Source organism: Roseovarius marisflavi (genome assembly GCF_900142625.1).
GTDB lineage: Bacteria > Pseudomonadota > Alphaproteobacteria > Rhodobacterales > Rhodobacteraceae > Roseovarius > Roseovarius marisflavi.
The window spans coordinates 39,004-65,070 of the sequence record NZ_FRBN01000001.1 but is presented as its reverse complement, the minus strand read 5'-3'; the positions used below and the strand labels follow the sequence as shown (position 1 = coordinate 65,070).

At 62.1% G+C, this 26,067-nt stretch carries 25 protein-coding genes; 12 read left to right on the top strand and 13 right to left on the bottom strand.

All coding sequences use genetic code 11. The features are described from left to right. Positions 1-93: 93 nt before the first annotated feature. Genes glmU through BUB78_RS00285 form a run of 3 tightly spaced genes read left to right on the top strand, consistent with a single transcriptional unit; the run spans position 94 to position 3,964 of the window. A complete protein-coding gene (gene glmU, locus BUB78_RS00295) occupies positions 94-1,449 on the top strand; it encodes a bifunctional UDP-N-acetylglucosamine diphosphorylase/glucosamine-1-phosphate N-acetyltransferase GlmU (RefSeq protein WP_073193939.1) in 1,356 nt (451 codons plus the stop codon). Next, positions 1,449-3,272, top strand: a complete 1,824-nt coding sequence (gene glmS, locus BUB78_RS00290; protein ID WP_073193938.1) for a glutamine--fructose-6-phosphate transaminase (isomerizing) — start codon at positions 1,449-1,451, stop codon at positions 3,270-3,272. Before glmU ends, glmS begins: the two co-directional genes overlap by 1 nt. After that, entirely contained in the window at positions 3,269-3,964 is a 696-nt protein-coding gene (locus BUB78_RS00285) for a DNA alkylation repair protein (RefSeq protein ID WP_073193937.1), read from the top strand. The genes glmS and BUB78_RS00285 overlap by 4 nt, the downstream gene beginning before the upstream one ends. Before the next feature lie 18 nt (positions 3,965-3,982). On the opposite strand, the gene BUB78_RS00280 is transcribed toward BUB78_RS00285, so the two are convergent. Next, complete coding sequence (locus tag BUB78_RS00280) at positions 3,983-4,477, bottom strand: hypothetical protein (RefSeq protein WP_073193936.1); 495 nt, start codon at positions 4,475-4,477, stop codon at positions 3,983-3,985. A gap of 85 nt (positions 4,478-4,562) precedes the next feature. Here BUB78_RS00280 and moaA point away from each other — a divergent pair, with 85 nt between their 5' ends. Genes moaA through BUB78_RS00265 form a run of 3 tightly spaced genes read left to right on the top strand, consistent with a single transcriptional unit; the run spans position 4,563 to position 7,958 of the window. Continuing rightward, a complete protein-coding gene (moaA, locus tag BUB78_RS00275) occupies positions 4,563-5,570 on the top strand; it encodes a GTP 3',8-cyclase MoaA (protein WP_073193935.1) in 1,008 nt (335 codons plus the stop codon). Next, positions 5,570-6,865, top strand: a complete 1,296-nt coding sequence (locus BUB78_RS00270; RefSeq protein WP_073193934.1) for a 3-deoxy-D-manno-octulosonic acid transferase — start codon at positions 5,570-5,572, stop codon at positions 6,863-6,865. The genes moaA and BUB78_RS00270 overlap by 1 nt, the downstream gene beginning before the upstream one ends. A 49-nt stretch (positions 6,866-6,914) precedes the next feature. Further along, positions 6,915-7,958, top strand: a complete 1,044-nt coding sequence (locus tag BUB78_RS00265; protein WP_073193933.1) for a glycosyltransferase family 4 protein — start codon at positions 6,915-6,917, stop codon at positions 7,956-7,958. A gap of 101 nt (positions 7,959-8,059) precedes the next feature. On the opposite strand, the gene BUB78_RS00260 is transcribed toward BUB78_RS00265, so the two are convergent. After that, positions 8,060-8,761: a DUF1223 domain-containing protein gene (locus BUB78_RS00260; RefSeq protein ID WP_073193932.1), complete on the bottom strand. Its 702-nt coding sequence runs from the start codon at positions 8,759-8,761 to the stop codon at positions 8,060-8,062. A gap of 226 nt (positions 8,762-8,987) precedes the next feature. On the opposite strand from BUB78_RS00260, the gene acnA reads away from it, so the two are divergent. The 3 genes from acnA (at position 8,988) to BUB78_RS21365 (ending at position 12,627) form a co-directional block, all read left to right on the top strand. Continuing rightward, entirely contained in the window at positions 8,988-11,738 is a 2,751-nt protein-coding gene (acnA, locus tag BUB78_RS00255) for an aconitate hydratase AcnA (RefSeq protein WP_073194536.1), read from the top strand. A gap of 175 nt (positions 11,739-11,913) precedes the next feature. Then, positions 11,914-12,255, top strand: a complete 342-nt coding sequence (locus BUB78_RS00250; protein WP_073193931.1) for an NINE protein — start codon at positions 11,914-11,916, stop codon at positions 12,253-12,255. A gap of 237 nt (positions 12,256-12,492) precedes the next feature. Continuing rightward, entirely contained in the window at positions 12,493-12,627 is a 135-nt protein-coding gene (locus tag BUB78_RS21365) for a hypothetical protein (RefSeq protein WP_281248823.1), read from the top strand. 15 nt (positions 12,628-12,642) lie between these two features. Here the strand turns inward: BUB78_RS21365 and BUB78_RS00245 are convergent, their stop codons facing one another. Genes BUB78_RS00245 through yajC form a run of 9 tightly spaced genes read right to left on the bottom strand, consistent with a single transcriptional unit; the run spans position 12,643 to position 19,428 of the window. After that, complete coding sequence (locus BUB78_RS00245; RefSeq protein WP_073193930.1) at positions 12,643-13,176, bottom strand: DsbE family thiol:disulfide interchange protein; 534 nt, start codon at positions 13,174-13,176, stop codon at positions 12,643-12,645. Then, positions 13,169-13,327, bottom strand: a complete 159-nt coding sequence (gene ccmD, locus BUB78_RS00240; protein ID WP_084732703.1) for a heme exporter protein CcmD — start codon at positions 13,325-13,327, stop codon at positions 13,169-13,171. Before ccmD ends, BUB78_RS00245 begins: the two co-directional genes overlap by 8 nt. Then, positions 13,324-14,064 carry a heme ABC transporter permease gene (locus BUB78_RS00235; RefSeq protein ID WP_073193929.1) on the bottom strand — a complete coding sequence of 247 codons (741 nt, stop codon included), beginning with the start codon at positions 14,062-14,064 and terminating at the stop codon, positions 13,324-13,326. The genes ccmD and BUB78_RS00235 overlap by 4 nt, the downstream gene beginning before the upstream one ends. Positions 14,065-14,080: 16 nt before the next feature. After that, on the bottom strand, positions 14,081-14,737 hold the full coding sequence (ccmB, locus tag BUB78_RS00230; RefSeq protein WP_073193928.1) for a heme exporter protein CcmB: 657 nt from the start codon (positions 14,735-14,737) through the stop codon (positions 14,081-14,083). Next, a complete protein-coding gene (ccmA, locus tag BUB78_RS00225) occupies positions 14,734-15,351 on the bottom strand; it encodes a heme ABC exporter ATP-binding protein CcmA (RefSeq protein ID WP_073193927.1) in 618 nt (205 codons plus the stop codon). Before ccmA ends, ccmB begins: the two co-directional genes overlap by 4 nt. An 8-nt stretch (positions 15,352-15,359) precedes the next feature. Next, positions 15,360-15,713 carry an Mth938-like domain-containing protein gene (locus BUB78_RS00220; protein ID WP_073193926.1) on the bottom strand — a complete coding sequence of 118 codons (354 nt, stop codon included), beginning with the start codon at positions 15,711-15,713 and terminating at the stop codon, positions 15,360-15,362. A 12-nt stretch (positions 15,714-15,725) separates the two neighbouring features. After that, positions 15,726-16,478 carry a sulfite exporter TauE/SafE family protein gene (locus tag BUB78_RS00215; RefSeq protein WP_073193925.1) on the bottom strand — a complete coding sequence of 251 codons (753 nt, stop codon included), beginning with the start codon at positions 16,476-16,478 and terminating at the stop codon, positions 15,726-15,728. Next, on the bottom strand, positions 16,471-19,107 hold the full coding sequence (gene secD / locus BUB78_RS00210) for a protein translocase subunit SecD (protein WP_073193924.1): 2,637 nt from the start codon (positions 19,105-19,107) through the stop codon (positions 16,471-16,473). The genes BUB78_RS00215 and secD overlap by 8 nt, the downstream gene beginning before the upstream one ends. A 39-nt stretch (positions 19,108-19,146) precedes the next feature. Continuing rightward, positions 19,147-19,428, bottom strand: a complete 282-nt coding sequence (yajC, locus tag BUB78_RS00205; RefSeq protein WP_073193923.1) for a preprotein translocase subunit YajC — start codon at positions 19,426-19,428, stop codon at positions 19,147-19,149. Between the two features lie 211 nt (positions 19,429-19,639). Here yajC and BUB78_RS00200 point away from each other — a divergent pair, with 211 nt between their 5' ends. The 3 genes from BUB78_RS00200 to BUB78_RS00190 all read left to right on the top strand — a co-directional run bounded on the left by BUB78_RS00200 (position 19,640) and on the right by BUB78_RS00190 (position 23,183). Beyond that, a complete protein-coding gene (locus BUB78_RS00200) occupies positions 19,640-20,980 on the top strand; it encodes a pentapeptide repeat-containing protein (protein ID WP_073193922.1) in 1,341 nt (446 codons plus the stop codon). A gap of 198 nt (positions 20,981-21,178) precedes the next feature. Further along, positions 21,179-22,471 (top strand): serine--tRNA ligase, encoded by a 1,293-nt coding sequence (serS, locus tag BUB78_RS00195; RefSeq protein ID WP_073193921.1) that lies wholly within the window; start codon positions 21,179-21,181, stop codon positions 22,469-22,471. Then, positions 22,464-23,183 (top strand): hypothetical protein, encoded by a 720-nt coding sequence (locus tag BUB78_RS00190; protein ID WP_245813315.1) that lies wholly within the window; start codon positions 22,464-22,466, stop codon positions 23,181-23,183. The genes serS and BUB78_RS00190 overlap by 8 nt, the downstream gene beginning before the upstream one ends. A 36-nt stretch (positions 23,184-23,219) precedes the next feature. Here the strand turns inward: BUB78_RS00190 and der are convergent, their stop codons facing one another. Further along, positions 23,220-24,680, bottom strand: a complete 1,461-nt coding sequence (der, locus tag BUB78_RS00185) for a ribosome biogenesis GTPase Der (protein ID WP_073193919.1) — start codon at positions 24,678-24,680, stop codon at positions 23,220-23,222. A 53-nt stretch (positions 24,681-24,733) separates the two neighbouring features. Next, positions 24,734-26,062, bottom strand: coding sequence for a PQQ-like beta-propeller repeat protein (locus BUB78_RS00180; RefSeq protein WP_245813314.1), 1,329 nt, complete (start codon positions 26,060-26,062; stop codon positions 24,734-24,736). Positions 26,063-26,067 lie beyond the last annotated feature (5 nt).

The following is a 26,067-nucleotide window of genomic DNA, read 5'->3' as shown; positions in this document are numbered from 1 at the left end:
GGACATTCCTTGACGTTGACGAAGAGAGTGCACCCTTGCACAAGGCTGGCAACCCGATAGAACGGGGGCGGCCAAATTACAAAGAGAATTCATATGACAACCGCTTTGATCCTTCTTGCCGCCGGCAAAGGCACCCGCATGAACTCTGATCTGCCCAAGGTGCTGCACCGGGTCGCGCAGGCACCGATGCTTGTGCATGCCATGCGGTCCGGTCAGGCGCTCGAGCCAGATCACACGATCATTATCGCAGGCCATGGCGCAGATGCGGTCACTGCGGCGGCGCAGGAGTATGACGAGGGCGCGCAGGTGGTTTTGCAGACCGAGCAACTTGGCACCGCCCATGCCGTGGCCCAGGCCGCAGCGGCGCTTGGCGATTATTCCGGCGACGCGCTTGTGCTTTATGGCGACACTCCCCTGATCCAGCCTGAAACGCTTGAACGCATGACCAAGGCGCGCGCCACCCATGATGTTGTCGTGCTTGGGTTCGAGGCCGCCGATCCGGGCCGCTATGGCCGCCTGATCATGACCGGCGACAGCCTTGAGCGGATCGTGGAATTCAAGGACGCCAATGAGCATGAGCGCGCGATTCGCCTGTGCAACAGCGGCGTGGTGATGGCTTCGGCACCGCTTTTGTTCGATCTGATTGCAGAGGTCGGCAATGACAACGCCAATGGCGAATACTACCTGACCGACATCATCGGCATCGCGCGGGCGCGTGGCCTTAACGCGACCGCCGTCACCTGCGACGAATCCGAAACCCTTGGCGTCAATTCCCGCACCGAGCTTGCCCAGGCCGAGGCCGCCTTTCAGGCCCGCGCCCGCGCCGCCACGCTGGATCTTGGGGTTACCATGCCCGCGCCCGAAACCGTGCATTTCGCCTTTGACACCCATGTGGGCCGCGACACGGTGATTGATCAGAACGTGGTCTTTGGCCCCGGCGTCACGATTGAAACCGGCGCGCATATCCGCGCGTTTTGTCATCTTGAGGGCTGTCATGTGGCGCGCGGCGCAGTGGTGGGGCCCTATGCACGCCTGCGGCCGGGCACCGAATTGGCCGAGGATACGCGGGTTGGCAATTTCGTCGAGATCAAGAATGCGTTGATTGGCGAGGGCAGCAAGATCAACCACCTGAGCTATGTCGGCGATACCGAGATTGGCACCGAAAGCAACATCGGCGCGGGCACGATCACCTGCAACTATGACGGGGTAATGAAACACCAGACCAGCATCGGCAACCGGGTCTTCATCGGCTCGAATACCATGCTTGTCGCCCCGGTCAGCGTGGGCGACGAGGCGATGACCGCCTCGGGCTCTGTCATAACCGAGAATGTAGCGGCGGGCGCTCTTGCGATTGCGCGTGCGCGTCAAACTGTTAAGGCGGGCATGGCACGCAGGCTTATGGACCTGCTGAAGACCAAAAAGGCAAAACGCGACAAGGGGGTGATCTGATGTGCGGTATCGTCGGGGTTCTGGGCCAGCACGAGGTTGCGCCTATTCTGGTTGAGGCCCTCAAGCGGCTTGAGTATCGCGGCTATGACAGCGCCGGAATTGCGACCATCGAGAACGGGAAACTTGACCGCCGCCGCGCCGTTGGCAAGCTGGTCAACCTGTCGGATTTGCTGGTGCATGACCCGCTGGCGGGCAAGATCGGGATCGGTCACACCCGCTGGGCCACCCATGGTGCGCCCAATGTTGCCAATGCCCACCCCCATCGTGCCGGAAAGGTGGCCGTGGTGCACAATGGCATCATCGAGAATTACCGCGAACTGCGCAGCGATCTCGCCGCCGAGGGCATCGGCCATGAAACCGATACCGATACCGAAACCGTTGCTCTTCTGGCGGATCACTATCTTGGCCAGGGTCTTGACCCGGTTGGCGCGGCGCGCGCGACCATTGCCCGGCTTGAAGGCGCCTATGCGCTGTGCTTTCTGTTTGACGGCGAGCCTGACCTTCTGATTGCCGCGCGCAAAGGCAGCCCGCTGGCCATCGGCCATGGGACCGGCGAAATGTATGTCGGCTCTGACGCCATTGCGCTTGCCCCGATGACCGATCGCATCACCTATCTTGAGGAAGGTGATATGGCTGTTGTCACCCGCTCCAGCCTGGTGATCACCGATCACACCCACACCCCGGTCAACCGCGAGGCCCGGACCATCGAGATCGACACTACCCGCGTCGACAAGGCCGGTCACAAGCATTTCATGGCCAAGGAAATCGCCGAGCAGCCCGCCGTGATTGGCGGGGCTCTTGGCCATTACCTGAGCGAGGATGGGCGCCAGATTAACCTCCCCGGTGAAGGCATTGATTTCACTGCGATTAATCGCCTTACAATGGTCGCCTGCGGCACTGCCTACTATGCCTGCCTGACGGCGAAATACTGGTTTGAACAGATTGCCGGCCTGCCGGTCGACGTCGATATCGCCTCGGAATTCCGCTATCGCGAGCCGCCCGTAACGTCCGGCACCGTTGCCCTTTTCGTAAGCCAGTCCGGCGAAACCGCCGATACCCTGGCCGCCCTGCGCTATTGCGAGGGGCGCGCGGATGCGATCGTATCGGTTGTCAACGTGCCCGAAAGCTCGATCGCGCGCGAAAGCGACCTCGCCCTGCCGATCCATGCCGGCGTCGAGATTGGCGTTGCCTCGACCAAGGCATTTACCTGTCAGCTCACCGTGCTGTTGCTTCTGGCACTCAAGGCGGCTCAGGCGCGCGGCATGATCAGTGATGACCGTCTTGCCGATCTGCTCTCGGCGCTGCGCGCCATGCCTGCGGCACTGAACACCGCGATGGAACGGGATGGAGACTTCAAGACCGCCGCGCGGCTTTTGTCCACCTATGACAACGCGCTTTTTCTGGGTCGCGGCCTGATGTATCCACTGGCCCTTGAGGGCGCGCTAAAACTTAAGGAAATCAGCTATATACATGCCGAAGCTTATGCATCAGGTGAACTCAAACATGGCCCCATTGCCCTGATTGATGACACCATGCCGGTGATCGTTCTGGCGCCCTGCGATACTCTGTTCGACAAGACCGTGTCGAACATGCAGGAGGTGATGGCGCGCGGCGGGCAGATCATGCTGATTTCCGATGCCAAGGGCGCGGCGGATGCGGGCGAAGGTGTCTGGCAAACACTGACCATGCCGATGGTCGATCCGATCCTGTCGCCGATTCTCTACGCGCTTCCGGTACAGCTTTTAGCCTATCATACCGCAGTCGCCAAAGGTACAGACGTGGACCAACCCCGCAACCTGGCAAAATCGGTGACTGTGGAATGACGACCCTACCCCAATCGGGCGCAGAGGCGCTTGACCTGCTCCGGGCCCATGGCGACGCCGAGCGCGCCAAAGGTCTGGCCGAGCATCACAAAGTGCCGCGCGACTACCTTGGCGTGGCGACGGGCACACTGGGCAATCTCGCGCAGGAATGGCGTCAGGGGCTTGACCTGCCCGCACGTCTTGCGCTTGCGGATGATCTCTGGAAAACCAACATTTTCGAGGCCCGCATCGCCGCCGCCAAACTTTTGACCCAGGCGCGCATTCGCCCCGATGATGGCGCGGTCTGGGAGATGCTCCTGTCCTGGATGCCCGATTTCGACAGCTGGGCGATTGCCGATCAGGTCATGACCGCCGCGCAAAAGCGGCTTGTGGCCGATCCCTCGCGGATTGAAACCGTCGCAGGCTGGACCACCTCTGACGATCATTGGATCAAGCGGGCGGCGATGATCATCGCCCTTCCCTTTGCCAAGCAAAACCACCCCTCGGAGGGTGAGCTTGCCATTCGCATCCGGGTTCTGGGCTGGGCGGCGGCCTATGTTCAGGATGCCGATTGGACCCTGCAAAAATCGGTGGCCTGGTGGCTGCGCGATCTGTCCAAGCACGATCCCGAGCGGGTGCAGTATTTTCTGTCAAACCACGCCAGACACATGAAGCCATTCGCGCGAAAAGAGGCCGCCAAGCACCTGACATAATAAGGATTTCTCCATCCGTCAGGGCAGCTGGAACACCCGCACCTCTGGCAATCCGGTCAGCGGCGCCTCGAGCAGGCGAAACGCCGCCAGTGACATCCGGCTTCCCGCGCCCTCGGACCCGGCAAGCGGGATAAGGTCGACCGCAACCGATTTACCATTGGCGCCATAGTCGACCCGGCCCTTTGCCGGTGCAGTGACCAGCGGCGTCTTGAGCCAGAACCCCGGCTCCGACGGCGCCCCGAGCGAGGCGATGGTGACCCCCAGATCACGCGCGCCTGGCGTTTTCGGCGCGGCCGCAGCGGCGGCGCGCTCTTTGGCGGTGGTGGTATCAAGTGCGGCCGGGGTTTGCCGCCCTTTGACTGGTGGACGCTGCACCGATTCGGGGGGGACTGCGCCCTCTTCAACCACATACTCAGACGGCGGCGCGTCTGCGTTTGGCGCAAACACACGCTCCACTTGCGCGCAGCCGCTCAAGACAAGACCCAAACCGAAAATCGCAACACTATTTCTCATTTGTCCACTTTAGCTCCGCAACAATCGCGCTTCAACGGTCAACATGACCCTTGCCCCCTTGGCCCCACGCGCCTAGATTTCGTGCATGACAGCACCTCTTATTGATCCCTTCCAGCGCGCGATTAATTATTTGCGCGTTTCCGTCACGGACCGCTGCGATTTTCGCTGCGTCTATTGCATGTCGGAGAACATGACCTTTTTGCCCAAAAAGGAACTTCTCACACTGGAAGAGCTTGATCGCATGTGCTCGACATTTGTCGGGCTTGGCGTTGAAAAACTTCGCATCACCGGCGGCGAGCCTTTAGTGCGCAAGGGTATCATGACCTTCTTTGACGCCATGACCCGCCACCTCGACAGCGGCGCCCTGAAAGAGCTGACGCTGACCACCAACGGAAGCCAGATGGAGCGCTTTGCCGATGACCTTTACGCGGCAGGCGTGCGTCGGGTGAATATCTCGCTCGATACGCTGGATGATCAGAAATTCGCCGATATCACCCGCTGGGGCCGCCTGCCCCAGGTGATCAAGGGCATTGATGCGGCGCAAAAGGCGGGGCTTCGGGTCAAGATCAACACCGTCGCCCTCAAGGGCTTTAACGAGGATGAGCTTTTCACCCTGCTAGAGTGGTGCGCCAGCCGCGATATGGACCTCACCTTTATCGAGGTGATGCCAATGGGCGATATTGGCAACGAGGACCGGCTTGACCAATACTGGAAGCTGTCGGATCTGCGCGCCACCCTGCGCGAGACCTATACATTGACCGACCTGCCCGAACGCACAGGTGGGCCGGCGCGCTATGTAAGGATCGAGGAAACCGGCCAGAAGATCGGCTTTATCACGCCGCTCACCCATAATTTCTGCGAAAGCTGCAATCGCGTGCGCCTGACCTGCACCGGCGAGCTTTACATGTGCCTCGGCCAGGAGGATATGGCCGATCTGCGCGCGCCCCTGCGCAACAATCCGGGCAGCGACGCGATGCTGCAAGACGCCATTCGCGCCGCCATCGCGCTCAAGCCCAAGGGCCATGATTTCGACTATTCTCGACAGGGCGTCGATGGCCGGGTGTCGCGCCACATGAGCCACACCGGCGGCTGATGCGCCGCGCCCCTGCGCCCCTGCCTCTTCGGGTCTATAGCGCGGCGGCGAACCTGATCGCGCCACTGGCCTATGCCCGCGTCAAGGACAAGCTGGCGGCGCAAGACACCGATCCCGCGCGCCTGCCTGAACGGATGGGGCGGGCCAGTGTCAAACGCCCCAATGGCCTGCTGATCTGGTTTCACGCCGCCTCTGTCGGCGAAAGCCAATCGGTGCTGCGACTGATCACCCATATGGGCGAGGCCTGTCCCGGCTGGTCTTTTCTGATCACCTCGGGCACGGCCACCTCGGCGCAGGTGGTGGCAACCCGCCTGCCGCCGCGCACCACCCATCAATTCGCGCCGCTCGATGCGCGCCGTGCGATTGACCGGTTTCTGGCCCATTGGCGCCCAACGGCGGCGATCTTCGTAGAAAGCGAGCTTTGGCCACAGATGCTGACGCGCACTCACGCCGCGGGCATTCCCATGGCTCTGATCAATGCGCGAATCTCGGACGGCTCGGCGCGCAACTGGAAGCGCGCGCCAAAGACCGCGCGTCACCTCTTGGGGGTCTTCGCCCATATCCACACACAGGACGCGCGCACCACCGCGCATCTGCATGATCTGGGCCTCGGCCATGCCATGACCGGGCAAAACCTCAAGTCGCTCTCCGGCCCCCTGCCGTTCGATCCCGCCGAGAAAGACCGGATGGGGCGCCTGATCTCGGGGCGCTCGGTCTGGCTGGCAAGCTCGACCCACCCCGGTGAAGACGCGGTGATGCTGAGCGCGCACAAAAGATTGCTGCAACAGGATCCCGACGCCCTTCTGATCCTCGTGCCGCGCCACCCTGACCGCGGCCCGGCCTTAGAGACTGAGATTGCCGCCTTAGGCCTCAACGGCGCGCGCCGCGCCACTGGCGGCCAGATCACCGGCCAGACCCAGGTTTACCTCGCCGATACTCTGGGCGAGACCGGGCTTTGGTATGCGCTTTGCCCGCTGACCTGCCTTTGCGGCACCTTCACGCCGGCGGGCGGCCATACCCCATACGAGCCCGCCTATGCCGGCTCCGCCATTCTGCACGGGCCGCTTTACGCAAATTTCGCCGATACCTATCCCACCATTGACGCCTCTGGCGCGGCGCACGAGGTGGCGGATGCGGCGGCACTTGCACAGGCACTGACGACATTGCTCACCGATACCACGGCACTTGGGGCCATGCGCGAGCGCGCCCGCGCCTTCGCTGCCGCACAGGAGAACGTCCTTGATCAGATCACTGACGACCTGATCTCGGCGCTTGACCTTGAGGGCGCGCAATGACCCTGACTTTCATCTTTCCAAAAATACTCAAATCCGACCGACCCGCCAAATGCCGGATCTGATCGTCACGAATTTCAACCGCAGTTTCACCGGCGTCTCGGCCACGGCGGCGGGCGTGGTGCGAGTGCAATCGGGCCGCTATGACATGGCGCTGGCCGGGGTGCCCCTGCCCGGCTGCCCGGCCCCGATAAGCCGCGCCGAGGCGCGCGCGCTGTCGCGCACCCCGCCAGCACACCGCCGCTTTACGATCTGGCACGTGCGCCGCAATACCGAAATGCGCGCGGCGATCTGGGCGCGCGATGTGCTGGGCCTGCCGATCCGCATCGTCTTTACCTCGGCGGCGCAACGGCACCATTCGGCCTTTCCGCGCTGGCTTATCGCGCGCATGGACGCGGTGATTGCCACGACCGAGGCCGCCGCGACATTTGTCCCGCACGTGCGCGCCGTGGTGCCGCATGGCGTGGATTGCGCCCGCTTTCACCCCGCACCGGATCGAGCCGCCGCCTGGGCCGAGACCGGCTTTGGCGGCACCTGCGGCCTTGCCACCATTGGCCGCATTCGCCCCGAAAAGGGCAGCGACCGCTTCGTTGAGGCGATGATCCGCCTGCTGCCCGACCACCCAGGCACCACCGCGCTTTTGATTGGCCGCGCGGCCAGATCGGATCAGGGGTTTCTGGACGGGCTGAAGCAAAAGATCGCGGCGGCCGGCCTGAGCGATCGCATTCTGTTTCCTGGCGAGGTTGCGCCCGATGCCCTGCCCGGCTTGGTGCGCGCGCTGAGCGTGGTCGTGCAATTGCCCCGCTACGAGGGCTACGGCATGGCCCCGCTTGAGGGCATGGCCAGCGGCGTGCCCTTCGTGGCCACCGATGCGGGCTATTACAGGAGCTTTTCGTGTGGCGGCGGTTGCGGTGTGATTGTGCCCGAGGAAGCCCCGGCCGAGACCGCCGCCGCCATCGAACGCCTCTTGAGCGCGCCCCAAACCCATGACGCCATGGCCCGCGCCGCGCGCGAGGCCGCCCAAACCCGGTTCAGCATCGTGGCCGAAGCCGACGGGATCGGCGCGGTTTATGAAATACTCTGGTCCGGCGCCTAGAGCATGTTGCTCAAAAGTGGGAACCGGTTTTGAGCGTCGACAACATGCAGAATCAATAACTTAGAGCCTGTCGCGTGAATTTTGAGCGAACGCGACAGGCTCTAAGGCAGCTCGACCGCGGCCTCGATGGTGCCGAAATCGGGATATTGCAGCAAAACCACCAGCGGGTCATCGCCGCTGATCCGGGTGTCGATCTTCAGCGGCGCGCTGCTGTCCCAGACGGCGAGTTGGATCATCTCGGTGACGATATTGGAATATTTCAACACCTTGCCCGCATTCTCGCCGCGTTCAATCGCAACGGTCGCCTCGGGGCGATAGCGCAGTAATTGAACCAGCATCGGCATGCCCTGGGCGACATCGGTCCTGGCGGTGATGCGTAGAAGGTTACCATCGCGCGTGGCCTTCAAAACAATGTCATCGACATCAGAACGGTGTTTCTCAATAAGTTCCGTCACATCGCGCGGCCGGTTGCCGACCACGTGATCCTTGCCATTGATGATCATCTGCGGGGTATAGACCATGCGGCGGTCCCCAGATTTGGCATAACCGCGCTGGCGGGCGGTGTGCTCGGGTTTCGCAAAAATGTCGGCCCAGCCAATGTAATCCCAGTAATCCACATGGAGCGACAGCGCGATCACATCACCGCGCGCCGCAAGTTGTTCCATGAATGCATCGGCCGGCGGGCAGGACGAGCAGCCCTGCGAGGTAAACAGCTCGACCACCACGGGCCGATCCTGCGCCTGCGATGCAACCGGCAGGGCAAGCATCACGGCGGCAGCGAGGATGGGGATGATCTGTTTCATAGGGTAAGCCTGGTCTGGGGGTGCGGTGCGTCTCATGTTATCATAGTTAGGCTCACACGCCGAGAATATCCAATCAAGGTTTCGAGAGACCGGCAAGAAATATTGAAATTCCGGCAAATTGTGTGCAATAGTATACAAAAGAATGCCTGCCCCTCTTGATCGAACCCCGCAAATCGGTCAGAAGCAGGGCAAATACTTCCTCATCGAACGTGAAAGGACGGCTCAAATGCCCATTAGCGTCGGACAAGACAGCTCGAACACCCGCAAAACCCTGAAAGTCGGCGACCAGACTGTCGCCTATTATTCGATCAAGGCCGCCGAGGCCGCCGGTCTGGGCGATTTCTCGCGCCTGCCCGCCGCCCTCAAGGTCGTGCTTGAAAACATGCTGCGGTTCGAAGACGGCAAGACCGTCACCACCGACGACATCAAGGCGTTTTCCGAATGGGCCGCGAACGGTGGCCGCGCCAACCGCGAGCTGGCCTATCGCCCGGCCCGCGTGTTGATGCAGGATTTCACCGGCGTTCCGGCGGTTGTCGACCTTGCGGCGATGCGCGACGGGATCCTGGCGCTTGGCGGCAAGGCCGAACAGATCAACCCGCTCAACCCGGTTGACCTTGTGATCGACCACTCGGTGATGATCGACGAATTCGGCAATCCGCGCGCCTTTCAGATGAACGTTGACCGCGAATACGAGCGCAACATGGAGCGTTACCAGTTCCTCAAATGGGGTCAGGGCGCGTTCAACAACTTCCGCGTTGTGCCCCCCGGCACCGGCATCTGTCACCAGGTCAACCTTGAATATCTGGCCCAGACCGTCTGGACCGATGTCGATCAGAACGGCGAGACCGTGGCCTATCCCGACACGCTTGTCGGCACCGACAGCCACACCACGATGATCAACGGCGTGGCGGTTCTTGGCTGGGGCGTTGGCGGGATCGAGGCCGAGGCCGCGATGCTGGGCCAGCCGATTTCGATGCTGATCCCCGAGGTTGTCGGCTTCGAGCTGACCGGCGCGATGCTTGAAGGCACCACCGGCACCGATCTTGTGCTCAAGGTCGTGGAAATGCTGCGCGCCCAGGGCGTTGTCGGCAAGTTCGTCGAATTCTACGGCGCGGGTCTTGATCACCTGCCGCTGGCGGATCGCGCGACCATCGCCAACATGGCGCCGGAATATGGCGCGACCTGTGGCTTCTTCCCGATCGACGACGAGACCCTGCGTTACCTGCGCAACACCGGCCGCGAAGAGGCCCGCGTGCAGCTGGTAGAGGCCTATGCCAAAGAAAACGGGTTCTGGCGTGGTGTCGATTACGCCCCGGTCTACACCGCCACGCTCAGCCTTGACATGGGCACCATCGTGCCCGCCATTTCCGGCCCCAAACGCCCGCAGGATTACGTGGCGCTGGATCAGGCGGCGGACAACTTTTTCAACGTGGTGTCGGAATACCGCGGCGAAGACCAGAGCGATGCCGCCGAGGATATGGCCTCTGAGGGCCCCGTGCCTGATGCGATCATCGACCCGCGCAAATCGCAAAAGGTCGAAGGCGAAGATTACGAGATTCGCGATGGCTCGGTCGTGATCGCTTCGATCACGTCGTGCACCAACACCTCGAACCCCTACGTGATGATCGGCGCCGGTCTTGTGGCCCGCAAGGCGGCCGCGCTTGGCCTGACCCGCAAGCCCTGGGTCAAAACCTCGCTCGCCCCCGGCAGCCAGGTTGTCAGCGCCTATCTTGAGGCCGCCGGCCTTCAGGAAGACCTCGACAAGATCGGCTTCAACCTTGTCGGCTATGGCTGCACCACCTGCATCGGCAACTCCGGTCCGCTGCAAAAAGAAATCTCCGAGGCGATTTCCGCAGGCGATCTGATGGCGACATCGGTCCTGTCGGGCAACCGCAACTTCGAGGGTCGTATTTCGCCCGACGTGCGCGCCAACTATCTGGCCTCGCCGCCGCTTGTCGTGGCCTATGCCCTGGCCGGTGACATGAATATCGACATCTCCAAAGATCCGATCGCGCAGACGCCCGAGGGCAAGGATGTCTATCTCAAGGATATCTGGCCGACCTCGAAAGAGGTTGCCGATCTGGTCGAACAGACCGTCACCCGCGAGGCGTTCCAGTCGAAATATGCCGATGTCTTCAAGGGCGACGAAAAGTGGCAGGGTGTCGAGACCTCCGAGGGCGAGACATACGACTGGCCCGCGCAATCGACCTATGTCCAGAACCCGCCCTACTTCAAAGGCATGTCCAAGGACCCCGGCACGATCAGCAATATCGAGAACGCCCGCGTTCTGGCGCTTTTGGGCGATATGGTCACCACCGACCACATCTCGCCTGCGGGCTCGTTCAAGGAAGACACTCCGGCGGGCAAGTACCTCACCGAGCGTCAGGTGCCCGTGCGCGAATTCAACTCTTACGGCTCGCGTCGTGGCAACCACGAGGTGATGATGCGCGGCACCTTCGCCAATATCCGCATCAAGAACGAGATGCTGGACGGGGTTGAAGGCGGTTACACCAAAGGCCCCGATGGCGAACAGACCTCGATCTTTGACGCCGCCGAGGCCTATCAGGCCAACGGCACCCCGCTGGTCGTCTTTGGCGGCGAGCAGTATGGCGCCGGGTCGTCGCGTGACTGGGCCGCCAAAGGCACTGCCCTCTTGGGCGTCAAGGCGGTCATTGCCGAGAACTTCGAGCGTATTCACCGCTCCAACCTGGTTGGCATGGGCGTGATCCCGTTCGAGTTCACCGGCGGGGATACCCGCAAGTCGCTTGGCCTGACCGGCGAGGAAAGCGTCTCGATCTCTGGTCTCGACACGATCAAGCCGCTGCAGGAAGTGCCCTGCTCGATCACCATGGCCGATGGCACGGTGAAAGAGATCATGATCAAGTGCCGGATCGATACCGCGATCGAGATCGAATATATCGAACACGGCGGCGTGCTGCATTACGTGCTGCGCAACCTGGCCAAATCGGCGGCCTAAACGTTCCAGGCATAAGAAGACAGGTAAATGCGGCTCCGAAAGGGCCGCATTTTTTTCCATTCAAGGCGATATTTTCGCAACAAACATCTACTTTAAGGTGTATTTGGAACGATTATTCCTTGACCAAATCTCTAGATTTTTTTTAGTCAGTATTATTGATTAAGGGAACTATGTAATGAGTCTATCGACGGAACAGATGATGCTCGTTGAGCAACGACTAAATAATGAGAAAAAATCTATTGGAATGGTATACCTGCTTTGGTTGTTTTTGGGTGGCCTGGGTATTCATCGCTTTTATCTGGGTAAAACGCGTAGTGCAGTTGGGATGCTGGTTCTGACTATCTTGGGTGGATTCACGCTTATGGTTTCCATAGGTGCTTTTTTACTGATTGGCCTCGGTATCTGGCTGCTAGTTGACGCGTTTCTCATTCCTGACATGATTAAGGCGGATTCGCAGGCGAAGCGCGCTATGATCGCGAATGAAGTGAACATCATGGCAAACTCAAAATTCACCTGATCCTTTTCGAGCGCAGGTCGCGTGCCAAGCGATTTCGACAAGACGAGATGACGAACTGAGGGCGGCCCACAGCGGGCCGCCCTTTTTGCAGTCTGCGCAAAAACCCGCCGCTGCACCGCAGAAACGCGCCATTTTTCGCCAGTGTCATGCGGATGACACAAGCGTTAGGGTATCCCCTCTTTCAAATTTGTCCAATGCGCCCAATCTTGGATGCAAGCCGATAGAAAGGAATATCCGATGCGTACTGCTCTCATTCTTTTACAGGCAGGTCTTTTGAGCTTTCTTGCCGTTTATGGTGCTCATAGCGAGGCGCACACCGGCTATGCCTGTCCCCTGCCCGCCACAATGAGCGGCACCACTTGCGCCGAGTGACGTGACCGCCCCGCCCTAGCGGGCCTCTTCAATCGCGGGCAGGATGGTGCTTTGCATCACCCGGCTGGTGATTGGTCCGGCAAAGCGCAGCACGATATTGCCCTCGCCGTCGATCACATAGGTCTCGGGCACGCCGTAGACGCCCCAATTGAGCGCCATGCGCCCCTTTTCATCGGCGCCCATGGCGGCATAGGGATTGCCCAGCTCATCCAGAAAACCAAGCGCATTCGCGGGTTTGTCCTTGTAGTTCACCCCGTAGATCGTAATCCCCTGCTCTGCGAGGGTTTCAAGATTGGGGTGCTCGACCCGGCAGGGCGCGCACCAGCTTGCCCAGTAATTCACCAGCTTGACCTTGCCATCTCGCAGGTCGCCATCGCCAAACACGGGCCCCGTGCCAAGCGCCGTGACCTCGACGGCGGGCGCCTGTTTGCCCTTGAGCGCCGAAGGCAGCTCATTGGGGTTGTCGCGCTGCAACCCGATAAAGGCGAGCCCGGCAAAGCCCGCGAAGATCACCAGCGGCGCCAGCATGAGCGGCGAAAGCTTAGCCATTATTTTTCACCTTGTTTTCAATCTCTTGAAGCTGTTTGTTCACGCGGTTCGCGCGCATCACGCTCACCACAATCAACCCGATGATAATGGCAATCGAGATCGCATAAGACGACAAAACCGCCTCGGCGTATTTTCCCAGATCCGGCATCATGCCCCCATTCTTTCACGTGCCAAAAGCACCCGCATCCGGCGGGCGCGGATTTCGGTGCGCGTGCGCAGCAAGACAAGCGCGACGAACAACAAGACGAACCCCGCGATGCACACCAAAAGCGGATACCAGAACACATCCGCGACGTTTTCCTCTTTATCAAGGCTAAGAGAGGCGCCCTGATGCAGGCCCTGATTCCAGAAATTGACCGCATAGCGGCTCAGCAGCGCAAAGACCGAGCCGACAAGGCACAGGATACTGGTCAGATCGGCGGCGGTGTCGTCATTCTCGATCGCCTCCCAGAGGGCGATATAGCCCAGATAGAACAGGAACAGGATCAAAAAGCTGGTCAACCGCGGATCCCAGGCCCACCATGTGCCCCACATCGGCTGGCCCCAGATCGCCCCTGTGATCAGCGCGATCACCGTCATCACCATGCCCACCGGCGCCGCCGCGCGGGCCGCAAGGGCGCTGACGTGATGGCGGCGCACGATCCAGACCAGCGAGGTCACCAGCATCATCAGCCAGGCGTTGATCGCCATAAGCGCGCTTGGCACATGCAGGTAGATGATCTTGACGGTCGATCCCTGCCGGTAATCCTCGGGCGTGAAGAAGAACCCCCAGATCAGCCCGAGGACAAGCGCAAGCGCCGCCAAGCCGGCCACCCAGGGCAAAACCCGGTCGGTGGTCTGGATAAATTTCTTGGGGTTCGCATACGCCCAGAGTGTGTTCAAGTTCATCCCAAATCCCATTTATCTAGCGCAGATTGACCCTTAGTACCGCAGCCGAGGCGAAAGGCAAAAGCGCGATGGTGCCGCAGGTGATCCCGGCCAGCATCAACAGCGGTGTCGTGGTATCAAACCCTTCGGCGCCGCGCCGTGCCATCTCGGCGCCAAAGATCAATGTAGGCACATAAAGCGGCAGCACAAGCAAGCTCAGCAACAGCCCGCCCCGCTTGAGCCCGACAGTCAGCGCCGCACCGAAGGTGCCGATCACGCTCAGCGCCGGGGTGCCCAGCAACAGCGACAGCACCAGCGGCTGATAGCCCGCGGCGGGCATGTTGAGCAGCAGGGCAAAAACCGGCGCGGCCAGCACAAGCGGCAGGCCGGTGGTCACCCAATGCGCAAGCGCCTTGACGGTGACAATCGCCTCCATCGGCAGCGGCGAGGTCGCCAACAGATCAAGGCTGCCGTCCTCCCAATCGAGCGCGAAAATCCGGTCGAGCGACAGCAGGCAGGACAACAGCGCGCCAAGCCAGAGGATGCCCGGCGCGATCGTCGCCAAAAGCGCGCTCTGCGGCCCGACACCGAAGGGCACCAGCGTCACCACGATCAGGAAGAACGCCAGCCCAAGGCCAAAGCCCCCGCCCGCGCGCATCGCAAGCCTGAAATCCCGGATCAGAAGCGCGATCATAAAAAGGCCCCGTCGAAATCGTCATGCTCAAGCGGCTTGGCCTTGAAGGGGGTGACATCAAGCACCTCTGCCTCGGTAAGGCCAAGGTCGATATGCGTGGCGATCACCGCAAGCCCGCCACCCGCAAGATGGGCGCGCACGGCGGCGGCAAACATCGCCACGGCCTCGACGTCAAGCGACACGGTCGGCTCGTCCAGCACCCAGATCTCGCGCCCGGTCACCAGGAGGCGCGCCAGCCCAAGGCGGCGCTTTTGCCCGGCCGAGAGGGCGCCGGCGGGCCGCTCGCCAAGCGGGGTAAGCTGAAACGCCTCCATCGCCTGTGAGATGTCGCTATTGCCAAAGGCCTGCGCCCAGAAGCCAAGGTTCTCGCGCACCGTGAGCGTGGCCTTGATGCCATCGGCATGGCCCGCGTAAACAAGGGAATCGGCGGGCGCGTCAACCTCGCCCGACACGGGCGGCTGAAGCCCGGCAATGGTGCGCAAGAGCGTGGTCTTGCCGATCCCGTTCGGCCCGCGCAGCACAAGCGCCTGACCGGGGGCAAGCGCAAACGACAGCCCCTCAAGCACCCGGATACCGCCGCGCGCGACGCTCAGATCACTGACACTTAGCCCCATCCCGCGGCTCACACCGGCAAAAGCGCCACCGCCACGCGCCGCCCCTCGGATAAAAGCACATTATAGGTCCGGCAGGCCGTGGGCGATGTCATGGTTTCAACACCAATTCCCGCCCCCTCAAGCGCGGTGCGCAAAGGCGCCGGGATATGGGCCATCTCGGCGCCGGTGCCGATGAACAAAACGTCGATCTCGCCGACAAGCGCCAACAGGCTCTGGCTGTCAGCGTAGCCGCCCCAGCCGCGCGCGCCGGTCACGGTGACGCAGATCGGCCCCTCCATCACCTGCCCGGCGACGCGGAAAAAGCCGGGGCCATAGCCGTCAATCGGGGTCGCGCCGTCAAAGCTGATTTCGGTCATGCGCATGGGTAAGCTCCCTTATGTCCAGAGTGGCAGGCCGCTTAGCACGGCCAGGGCGATCACGCTATAGGCCGCCCAACGGTAAAGCCGCTGATGGCGCGGGTCAAACAGCGCCTGGCCAATCAGCGAGGTGATGAAATAGGGCACCGCCAGCGTCAGCGCCAAGAGCGCGGTCGTCCATTCCAGACTGCCGCGTGACAGAAGGTTCACGGCAATCACCACATCAAGGGCCGCAAGAAACAGGATCGTGTTGGCGCGCACCGATTGCGCCGCCGACTGGCCCGCCAGATAGAACAGGATCACCACCGGCCCGGTCAGCCCGGTCATCCCGCCAATCACCCCGGCCATCGCGCCAATCGCCAAAAGCATCGGCCGCGAGACGATGCCGGAAAACCGCCAGCCCGCCACAAGCGCGCCAAGGGTAATCGCCGCCACCGCCGCCACCACCCAACGGATCGTCTCCGCCTCCAGCACCTGCATAAGCCAGAGACCAAGCGGCACGGTCACAAGCGCGGCAAGCGCCAGAAGCCCGACCTCGCGCCGGTCCGCCTGTCGCCAGGCGCGCGGCAAGAGGACGAAGGTGCTGACAATGCCGGTGAGGGTCATGACCCCGACCACGGTTTGCGGCGCAAGAAATATCCCCGCCACCGGCACGAAGACAAGCGCCGTGCCAAAGCCGGTAAAGCCCCGCACGATCCCCGCAACACCAATCGCCAGCAAAAGCCAGATCAGTCCGGGCGTCGCCCAGACCTGCCAGAGCAGATCAGGCATCGATGTTGGCGAACTGGTTCCCGGTCGTGGCATCCGGCTTGGACCAGTCCCGCTTGACGCCAAGCCACAAGAGAACCGTGCTTGCCACGAAGATCGACGAATAGGTGCCGACAATCACGCCCCAGATCATCGCAAAGACAAAACCGCGGATAACGTCGCCGCCAAGGAAATACAGCGCCAGAAGCGCCAGAAGCGTGGTGACGGATGTCATGACCGTGCGCGACAGGGTTTCGTTGATCGACAGGTTCAACACCTCTCCCAGCGGCTTTTTCTTGTACTTGCGCAGGTTTTCACGCACCCGGTCAAACACCACCACCGTATCGTTGAGCGAATAGCCGACGATGGTCAGAAGCGCCGCGATGATCGCAAGATCGAACTGAATCTGCAGCTCGGAAAACACACCGATGGTCAAAACCACGTCATGCACAAGCGCCAACACGGCACCGACCGCAAACTGCCATTCAAAGCGCATCCAGATATAGATAAGCACCGCGCCAATCGCCAGAATGACCGCGATCACAGCCGTCTGGATAAGCTCGCCCGAGACCTTGGGGCCGACGCTTTCGACCGACGTGAATTTGACATCCGGCACCGCCTCTTGCAATGCCGCCTCGACGGTAAGGATCATCTCTGCCGAGACGCTTTCCTGATCGTCCTGCGCCTGGATACGGATCATCGCCACGTTCTGATCGGCGCCAAAGGTCGGGTCAAAAACCTCGGTGATGCTGATATCGCCAAGCTCCAGCCCATCCATCGCCCCGCGATAGGTGCCGATATCGACCGGCTCCACGCTTTGGGTGCGGATCGTCGTGCCGCCTTTGAAATCAATCCCGAAATTCAGCCCCTGAAGCCCGAAAGACCCAAGCGCAACCAGCACAAACACCCCCGAAATGCCTAGCCAGAGCTTCCAGCGGCTAAAGAAATCCCAGCTTGTGACATCGGGCACAAGCCGCAGGGCACGGCCCTGAAGAACGGTTTTGGGGCGGCGACGCTCAAACCAGATCACCGCGATCAGACGGGTCACGAACAGCGCGGTAAAGACCGAGGTGATGATGCCAAGCCCAAGCGTGATCGCAAAGCCGCGCACCGGACCAGAGCCCATGGCATAAAGGATCACCGCCGTCAGGAAGGTGGTCAGGTTGGCATCGACAATCGCGCTCATCGCCTTTTCATAGCCAAGCTCGATCGCGCGCGCCGGGCCCTTGGCCGATTTCATCTCTTCCTTGATGCGCTCGAAGACAAGCACATTGGCATCGACCGCCATCCCGATGGTCAACACGATCCCCGCGATCCCCGGAAGGGTCAGCGTGGCGCCGATCATGCTCAGCAGGCCAAAGATCAGGCCGACGTTCACGATCAGCGCAATATTGGCGAAAATCCCGAAGGTGCCATAGCTGGCGAACATGAAGACCAGCACAAGCACGAAAGCCACGATACAGGCGATCTTGCCCGCCTCGATGCTGTCGGCGCCAAGTTCCGGGCCGACGGTGCGCTCTTCAAGAAACTCAAGCCCCGCAGGCAAGGCCCCTGCCCGCAAAAGAACCGCCAGCTTGGTGCTTTCCTCGACGTTGAAATTGCCGGTGATGATGCCCGATCCGCCGGCGATATGGCTCTGGATCACGGGCGCGCTGATCACTTCGCTGTCAAGCACGATGGCAAAGGGGTTGCCGATGTTCTCGGCGGTGTAATCGCCAAATTTGCGCGCGCCGGTCGGATTGAAGCGGAACGAGACCGCCGGGCGGCCGTTCTGGTCAAAATCGGGCTGGGCATCGACAAGCTCTTCTCCGGTCACCACCGGGGCGCGCTCAAGGATGTAATAGACGCCCTCGTCATCCAGCGAGGGCAGAACCTCGTTGCCGGCACCGGGGCGCTCTTCGGCGTTCGAGGTGCGGCTGACCACCGGCTGAAAGGTCAGTTGGGCGGTGGTGCCGATGATCTGCTTGAGTTCGGCCGCGCTGCCGACGCCGGGCACCTGGATCAGGATACGGTCGGCGCCCTGGCGCTGGATCGTGGGTTCGCGGGTGCCGACCTCGTCGATCCGGCGGCGGATGATCTCAAGCGCCTGACGCACGGTGCGGTCATCGGTGGCAAGCTGTTCGGCCTCGCTCAGGCGGACAATGATTTCACCGGCTTCGGCGCTGACGTCGATATCGCTGGCCCCGGCCCCGGTCAGGCTTGTGACCGGACGCGCCAGACCGCGCACAAGGCTGGCCGCCTCGCTTGCCATGTCCGGGCGCTCGACAAGGCGCACGCGCAGCTCGGCGTTCTCGGTGGATTGCAGACGGATCGGGCCGATGCGGTCGCGCTCTTCGCGCAAGAGATCACGCACCTCGGGCCACATGCCCTCGACCCGCGCCTGATAGACATCGGCCACCTTGACCTCGGCCAGAAGATGCGCGCCGCCGCGCAGATCAAGCCCGAGATTCACCAGCCCCGAGGGCATCCAGTCGGGCCATTGCGACAGCGCCTGCGCGATCTCCGGCGTCTCGGCGTTGCCCGCCTCGACGGCGGCGATGGCGTCATTATGGGCCTCGACCCGCGGGTAGAAAGCATTCGGCAGGGCCAGCCACAGACCAAGGGCGACAACCCCACAGATACACAGGCGTTTCCACAGGTCAATTTGCAGCATAATCCTGCCTTTTCAGAGAGTTACAGTAGGCCTTCGAGCTTAGCTTTCGGCCGGCTCGGTCTTGGAGAGAACCTGCGCGATGGTCGAGCGTACAACCCGCACCTTGACACCCTCGGACAGCTCGACCTCGACCTCATTGTCATCCTTGACCTTATGCACCTTGCCGATAAGACCGCCCTGGGTGACCACCTGATCGCCACGGCGCAGCGCATCGACCATCGCTTTGTGTTGCTTGAGCTTTTTTTGCTGCGGACGGATCAGCAGGAAATACATGATCGCGAAAATCAGGATAAGCGGGATAAACTGGCCAAAGGCTTCCATAGAGTCGTGTCCTTCATAGGTTGCGGCGGGAAAGACCCCGCGAATTGTTGCGGAAACTAGGGGGGGCGGTGGGTATTTGCAAGGCGCGAAAGCAAGCTATGGCCGAGGGAATGCCCAGACAAGCCTACAGACCCAAAGTGTCGCGCCTTGTGGCGCGTCCCGTTTCGCGGCAAGGTTGTGATCTGGGGATTGAAACAAGGTTATTTTCAGCGTGCAGATTTATGAAACCTATCAGGGCATCGTAACCCATCCCCTCTTGTGGATCTTCCTCGGCCTGACGCTGGTGTTCTATCTGGTGCAGGGTGCAACCCGCCAAAAGGAAAAGGGCTGGGTCTCCCCCGAAACCCATATCAAGGCCGTCGCCGCCTCTCTTGGGCTGGCGGGGGTGCCGACTTTGATCTTCGTGGTGATCGGCCTCACATGGCTTATCGTCGCAACAACGCTGTTGTTCGGCCTCTACAAGCTGATCTGGGACATGATCTGGCATGCGGTCCCTCAGGGGGATGATGAGGTTTGGCCTTGGCGGTTTTCGCTGGCGCAGGTTGCCGCGCTGACAACCGTCTTGGGCGCGGTGATCGCCCTGCCTTTGACCATCAACCGGCTGCTCTTGTCCCGGCGACAAACCGAGACGGTTGAACAGGGCCACATCACCGACCGGATCAATAAGGCGGTTGAGGGGTTGGGAGCTGAAAAAACCGTCAAGCGTGATGGCGATGAAAGAACCGAAGCCAACCTCGAAGTGCGGATTGGCTCGATTTATGCCTTGGAGCGGCTTAGTCAGGACAGCGAACGCGATCACATCCAGATCATGGAAATCCTTTGCGCCTATATCCGCCAGAATGCCGGGCGAGAGGATGTTGCCCTGCCCGAGGGCGAGGTGACGCCCGAGGCGTGGCGGGACTGGGCCAAGCAGGGGCACGAGCATCCCCGGCTGGATGTCGATGTGGCGCTCAAGGTGATCGAGCGGCGCGGGGCAGCGCGCAAGCAGCTGGAGAAAAACCAAAACCCGCCCTATCGTCTGGGCCTTGAACGCGCGCCGCTGCGCAAGATCATCCTGTCACAGCGCGACCTGACCGGGGCGGATTTACGAAATGCCGAGTTGCAGGGGGCGGACCTCTGGCGCGCACAGTTGCAGGGGGCGAACCTCTGGCGCGCGCAGTTGCAGGAGGCGCACCTCTGGGACGCGCAGTTGCAGGGGGCGGACCTCTGGGACGCGCAGCTGCAGGGGGCAAACCTCGGGGGCGCGCAGTTGCAGGGGGCGAACCTCGGGGGCGCGCAGTTGCAGGGGGCGAAGCTCTGGCACGCGGAGTTGCAGGGGGCGCACCTCTGGGACGCGCAGTTCGATGAAAACACAAACCTCAGCGTGGCTACTCTTCGAGGTGCCACGCTGAGGTTTATGAATTGTACAAATATACCACAACTCACCGAGCATCTGGAAGGCATGTTTGGCGATGCCTCGGTCACCCTTCCCGGCGGTCATGGGCCGGAACATGCAAGCTGGCCCAGGCATTGGCCGAGGTTTGAGTTGGGCTTCCGGCAGTTCGAAGAGTAATGGAAAAAATGGCAGGCGGACCCGGAGGGGTATGTGCCGCCCGGAGAGGACGCGCAGGGGTGAATGAGGTCCCGGGTCAGGCCCGGGATGACCGGGTTTCGTCTCATGCGTCGGGGCGTGGGTTTCACCCACCCTACACAGCCACAAAAAACTGGTGCATAAGGCGCTGACGACTCAACCACGCCAAGGATCAGACCCATGCATGATATCCGTGCCATCCGCGACACCCCCGATGCCTTTGATGCCGCTCTTGCCCGGCGCGGGGTGGCGCCGATCTCGGGTGAGATCCTGACGCTTGACGAGGCCCGGCGCGGCCGCATCCATGCCGCCGAGACCGCGCAGGCCGAGCAAAACCGCGCCAGCAAAGAGGTCGGCGCCGCCAAGGCCAAGGGCGACGAGGCCGAATTCGAGCGTCTGCGCGCGCTTGTGGCCGACAAGAAGGCCGAGGTCGCCACGATGCAGGCCGAGGCCAAGGCGCTTGATACACAGCTTAACGATCTGCTGATGGGCATCCCCAACCTGCCCCACGCCGATACGCCCGATGGTGCCGATGAGGCCGATAATGTCGAGATGCACCGCTGGGGCACGCCGCGGGTGTTCGATTTCACCCCGAAAGAGCATTACGAGCTGACCGGCGTCGTGCCGGGCATGGATTTCGAGCTTGCCGCGAAACTCTCTGGCAGCCGCTTTGTCGTGCTCAAGGGCGCGGTGGCGCGCATTCACCGGGCGCTTGCGCAGTTCATGCTTGATACGCATGTGGATGAAAACGGGCTAAGCGAGACCTGGACCCCGGTTCTGGTGCGCCCCGAGATGATGCTTGGCACCGGGCAGTTGCCGAAGTTCGGCGAGGACAGCTATGAGACCACCAATGGCTGGTGGCTTGTGCCGACCGCCGAGGTGACCCTGACCAACACCGCCAATGGCGAGACCCTGGACGAGGCCAGCCTGCCGCGCCGGATGGTGGCCCATACGCAGTGTTTCCGCTCCGAGGCCGGAAGTGCGGGGCGCGACACCGCCGGCATGCTGCGCCAGCATCAGTTCGAGAAGGTCGAAATGGTCAGCCTGACCCACCCCGACCACAGCCGCGCCGAGCTTGACCGCATGACGCGCTGCGCCGAGGGGGTTTTGGAAAAGCTGGGCCTTGCCTATCGCACGGTTGTTTTGTGCACCGGCGATATGGGCTTTGGCGCGCAACGCACCCATGATATCGAGGTCTGGCTTCCCGGTCAGGATACCTATCGCGAGATTTCTTCCGTGTCGGTTTGTGGCGACTTTCAGGCGCGCCGGATGAACGCGCGCTTCAAGCCCGCCGCCGGTGGCAAGCCCGAGTTTCTGCATACGCTCAATGGCTCGGGCCTTGCGGTCGGGCGCTGTCTGATCGCGGTGCTGGAAAACGGCCAGAACGCCGATGGCTCGGTGCGCCTTCCCGATGTTCTGCACGGCTATCTGGGGGGCAAAACCATGCTTCAGGCGGATGGCACGCTTGCCTGATCGCGTCGCCGCGATCCTTGTCTTTGTGCTGGCGATAGGCTTTGCCCTGTCGCCGTTTGCCACCGGCGGATTTGCGGGGTTTCGTCCGGATCAGTTTCCGGTGCCACAGATCAACGCGCCGGTGCAACCGGCGGGCTATGCCTTTGCGCTCTGGGGGCTGATTTACCTCTGGCTGATCTTTGGCGCGGGGTTTGGCGCTATCCTGCGTGTTGCCGCCAGCGACTGGCAGCGCGTGCGCCTGCCGCTGATGGTGAGCCTTGGGATCGGCATCTTCTGGATTCCGGTGGCGCAGGTGACTGTTCTCTGGGCCACGGTGATGATCTGGGCAATGCTGGCTGGCGCGATCTGGGCGCTTTTGCGGGCACATTACCGGGATCGCGTCTGGCTTGAAGGGCCGGTCGGGCTTTATGCCGGCTGGCTGACGGCGGCAAGCTCTGTGGCGCTTGGGCTGGTGCTGGCGGGCTATGGCATTCTTGGTGCGCAGGCAGCGGCGATTGCGATGATCGGGCTGGCGCTGGTGATCGCGCTTGCGGTTCTGGTGATCCGGCCAGGCACGCCAAGCTATGGGTTTGGCGTTGGCTGGGCCTTGGTCGGGGTGATCATGCGCAACCTTGAGACCGGCAATATGGCGGTGATCACGCTCTGTATCGCGGGCCTTGCGGCCATCGCGATTGTCACATGGCGCGGTGCGCGCGCCCTGTCGCGCGCCTGATCCAAGCCGGGCAGCGGTGCCCCGAAGGGCACCTCCTCAGGGTTTCGGCGCTTTGCCAAGATGCTTGCGCAGGCTGGACGGCCCCGACTTTTTCTTGGCTTTATAGGGATTCTTGTCCGACTGGCTCCGCATGTAAAGGCGGATCGGCGTGCCCGGCATGTCGAAATCGGTGCGCAGGCCATTCACAAGATAGCGCGAATAGCTTTCCGGCAATTTATCGGGATGCGAGCACATCACAACAAAGCCCGGCGGGCGGGTCTTGGCCTGGGTCATATAGCGCATCTTGATGCGCTTGCCGCCCGGCGCGGGGGGCGGGTGCTGTTCAAGCATGCCCGTCAACCAGCGGTTCAGCTGGGCGGTGGTGACCCGGCGGTTCCAGACCTCATAGGCTTTTTCCACCGCGTCGCGCAGCCGGTCCAGCCCCTTGCCGGTCTTGGCCGAGACGGTGACAAGCGGCGCGCCGCGCAGTTGCGGCAAAAGCCGCTCAAACGACTCGCGCAGATGGCGCAGCTTTTCCTGTTTCTCGGGTTCGATATCCCATTTGTTGACCGCCACGACCACCGCGCGGCCTTCGCGCTCGGCCAGATCGGCGATCCGCAGGTCCTGTTGCTCGAAGGGAATTTCCGCATCCAGCAGCACGACGACCACTTCGGCGAATTTCACCGCCCGAAGCCCGTCGGAGACCGACAGCTTTTCAAGCTTTTCCTGAACGCGCGCCTTTTTGCGCATGCCCGCCGTGTCAAAAATCCGTACCGGAAGCCCGTCCCAGTCGATCTGAAGAGAAATCGCGTCGCGGGTGATTCCCGGCTCGGGGCCGGTCAACAGGCGGTCTTCACCGAGGATCTTGTTGATCAGCGTCGATTTGCCGGCGTTGGGGCGGCCAACAACCGCCACCTGAAGCGGCCGCGCCGTAGTGGGCCTGCGATAGGTGTCTTCGTCTTCGTCGTCCTCATCAAGGGCGACATCGACTTCGGGGGTCTCGGATTTGGCGCGCTCTTCAAACGCGTCCGACAGCGGCATGAGCTGTGAATAAAGATCGTTGAGCCCCTCACCGTGCTCGGCCGAAAGGCGGATCGGCTCGCCGAGGCCAAGGCCGTAAGCCTCGTTGACGCCCACGTCGGCGGCGGCGCCTTCGGCCTTGTTGGCGGCAAGGATCACATGCGCCGAGCGTTTGCGCAGGATTTCGGCCAGCGTCTCGTCAAGCGGGGTAACCCCGGCGCGCGCATCAATCAGGAACAGGCAGATATCGGCCATATCCACCGCGCGTTCGGTCAGCTTGCGCATCCGCCCCTGAAGCGATTCGTCGGTCGCATCTTCAAGGCCGGCGGTGTCGATCACGGTAAAGCGCAGGTCGCCCAACCGCGCGGCGCCTTCGCGCAAATCGCGCGTCACGCCGGGCTGGTCATCAACCAGAGCAAGGCGTTTGCCGACAAGGCGGTTGAACAGCGTGGATTTGCCAACATTCGGGCGGCCCACGATGGCGAGGGTAAATGTCATCTTTGTTTCTGCTCCGACACGGGATCAAGCCGGTCTGATACAGGATCGCGCGGTCAACGGAAAGCCAGCAATTGGCCCTTTTTTGAAACGACGTAAAGCGTGTTGCCCGCAACGACCGGATTGCTGGTCGCCCCGCCGGGCAATTCGACCATCCCACGCGGCAGGCCCGAGGCCGGATCAAAGAACCGCAGCACCCCGTCGCCCGAGGCCACGATCAGCTGACCACCGGCAATGACGGGGCCAAAGTGGCCGATGATGTCGGACTGGCGGCGCGGACGCTTGTTCTTGAACAGCGGAAGCTCATGCCCCCAGATGCGGCGGCCATCCTCGGTTGCCAGACGCACAAGCTCGTTGCGGTCGGTGACGATGAAGATGGACTCACCCGCAGGCCAGACCCGGTTCAGCGGGCCTTCGGTTGCGGTCCAGATCCGGGCGCCATTGCCAAGGTTGAGCGCGACGGTGCGCCCCGAGTGGCTTCCGGCGTAGACACGCTCGCCCACGACCACCGGATCGCCGGTGATATCGTCAACCCGCGCACTGGCAACACCAAGCCGCTCGCCCGCGATCTGTGCATCCCAGAGACGCAGGCCACCCTTCCGGAACGCGCCCTGAAGCTCGCCCGCGCCAAAGGCAAAGACCGCGTATTTATCGGTGATCGCCGGGGCCGGACCGCCCAGAACATTGTGGATATCGGGCGAACCCGAAAGCTGCCAGCGGATGCGCCCGGTTTCGGTTTCCAGCGCCCAGGCGACATCATCGCCGGCCACCACATAAACCAGATCGCCAAAGACCGCCGGGGTGCCGGTGCCGGCGGCGCCAAGCTCTTGCTGCCAGATCACGGCGCCGGTGGCCGGATCAAGCGCCGTCAGAAGGCCAAAACCCGAAGAGACAAACACCTTGTCCGCGCCATAGGCCAGACCACCGCCGCTGGCATTGGACGAGGCGTCATTCGGCGGGGTGATATCGGTTGACCACAACAGCGCGCCGGTGGTCGAAACGGCGCTGATCTGGGCCTGTGCGTCAAGCGTGAAGACACGCCCGCCCGCGACAACCGGATCGGCGGTGATGCGCACGCGACGCCCGTCACCGGCGCCGATATTCACCGCCCAGGCCAGTTGCGGATTGGCCCCGAGGGCCGGATGGCTTGTGCGGGTGGCGGCTGTGCCGATGGCCTGGGGCCAGTCTGAATTAGCTGTGGCGGCGGGCAAGGCGACCAGTTCGACGCTGTTCTCGGGGGTCACGTTCGCCTCGGCCTGGCCCGCATCGGTTTGCAGAACCTCGCGAAGCCCCTGACGCTCGCCGGGCAGGATCGGGTCTTTCTTGTTACAGGCGGTCAGGGCAAGGACCGTTACCAGCCCAAGGATCAATCCGTTGCGTTTCACTACTC

Excerpts from the sequence above, each read along its gene's own strand:
- glmU (WP_073193939.1), top strand. The coding sequence starts at position 94 with ATGACAACCGCTTTGATCCTTCTTGCCGCCGGCAAAGGCACCCGCATG.
- glmS (WP_073193938.1), top strand. The coding sequence starts at position 1,449 with ATGTGCGGTATCGTCGGGGTTCTGGGCCAGCACGAGGTTGCGCCTATT.
- BUB78_RS00285 (WP_073193937.1), top strand. The coding sequence starts at position 3,269 with ATGACGACCCTACCCCAATCGGGCGCAGAGGCGCTTGACCTGCTCCGG.
- BUB78_RS00280 (WP_073193936.1), bottom strand. The coding sequence starts at position 4,477 with ATGAGAAATAGTGTTGCGATTTTCGGTTTGGGTCTTGTCTTGAGCGGC.
- moaA (WP_073193935.1), top strand. The coding sequence starts at position 4,563 with ATGACAGCACCTCTTATTGATCCCTTCCAGCGCGCGATTAATTATTTG.
- BUB78_RS00270 (WP_073193934.1), top strand. The coding sequence starts at position 5,570 with ATGCGCCGCGCCCCTGCGCCCCTGCCTCTTCGGGTCTATAGCGCGGCG.
- BUB78_RS00265 (WP_073193933.1), top strand. The coding sequence starts at position 6,915 with ATGCCGGATCTGATCGTCACGAATTTCAACCGCAGTTTCACCGGCGTC.
- BUB78_RS00260 (WP_073193932.1), bottom strand. The coding sequence starts at position 8,761 with ATGAAACAGATCATCCCCATCCTCGCTGCCGCCGTGATGCTTGCCCTG.
- acnA (WP_073194536.1), top strand. The coding sequence starts at position 8,988 with ATGCCCATTAGCGTCGGACAAGACAGCTCGAACACCCGCAAAACCCTG.
- BUB78_RS00250 (WP_073193931.1), top strand. The coding sequence starts at position 11,914 with ATGAGTCTATCGACGGAACAGATGATGCTCGTTGAGCAACGACTAAAT.
- BUB78_RS21365 (WP_281248823.1), top strand. The coding sequence starts at position 12,493 with ATGCGTACTGCTCTCATTCTTTTACAGGCAGGTCTTTTGAGCTTTCTT.
- BUB78_RS00245 (WP_073193930.1), bottom strand. The coding sequence starts at position 13,176 with ATGGCTAAGCTTTCGCCGCTCATGCTGGCGCCGCTGGTGATCTTCGCG.
- ccmD (WP_084732703.1), bottom strand. The coding sequence starts at position 13,327 with ATGATGCCGGATCTGGGAAAATACGCCGAGGCGGTTTTGTCGTCTTAT.
- BUB78_RS00235 (WP_073193929.1), bottom strand. The coding sequence starts at position 14,064 with ATGAACTTGAACACACTCTGGGCGTATGCGAACCCCAAGAAATTTATC.
- ccmB (WP_073193928.1), bottom strand. The coding sequence starts at position 14,737 with ATGATCGCGCTTCTGATCCGGGATTTCAGGCTTGCGATGCGCGCGGGC.
- ccmA (WP_073193927.1), bottom strand. The coding sequence starts at position 15,351 with ATGGGGCTAAGTGTCAGTGATCTGAGCGTCGCGCGCGGCGGTATCCGG.
- BUB78_RS00220 (WP_073193926.1), bottom strand. The coding sequence starts at position 15,713 with ATGCGCATGACCGAAATCAGCTTTGACGGCGCGACCCCGATTGACGGC.
- BUB78_RS00215 (WP_073193925.1), bottom strand. The coding sequence starts at position 16,478 with ATGCCTGATCTGCTCTGGCAGGTCTGGGCGACGCCCGGACTGATCTGG.
- secD (WP_073193924.1), bottom strand. The coding sequence starts at position 19,107 with ATGCTGCAAATTGACCTGTGGAAACGCCTGTGTATCTGTGGGGTTGTC.
- yajC (WP_073193923.1), bottom strand. The coding sequence starts at position 19,428 with ATGGAAGCCTTTGGCCAGTTTATCCCGCTTATCCTGATTTTCGCGATC.
- serS (WP_073193921.1), top strand. The coding sequence starts at position 21,179 with ATGCATGATATCCGTGCCATCCGCGACACCCCCGATGCCTTTGATGCC.
- der (WP_073193919.1), bottom strand. The coding sequence starts at position 24,680 with ATGACATTTACCCTCGCCATCGTGGGCCGCCCGAATGTTGGCAAATCC.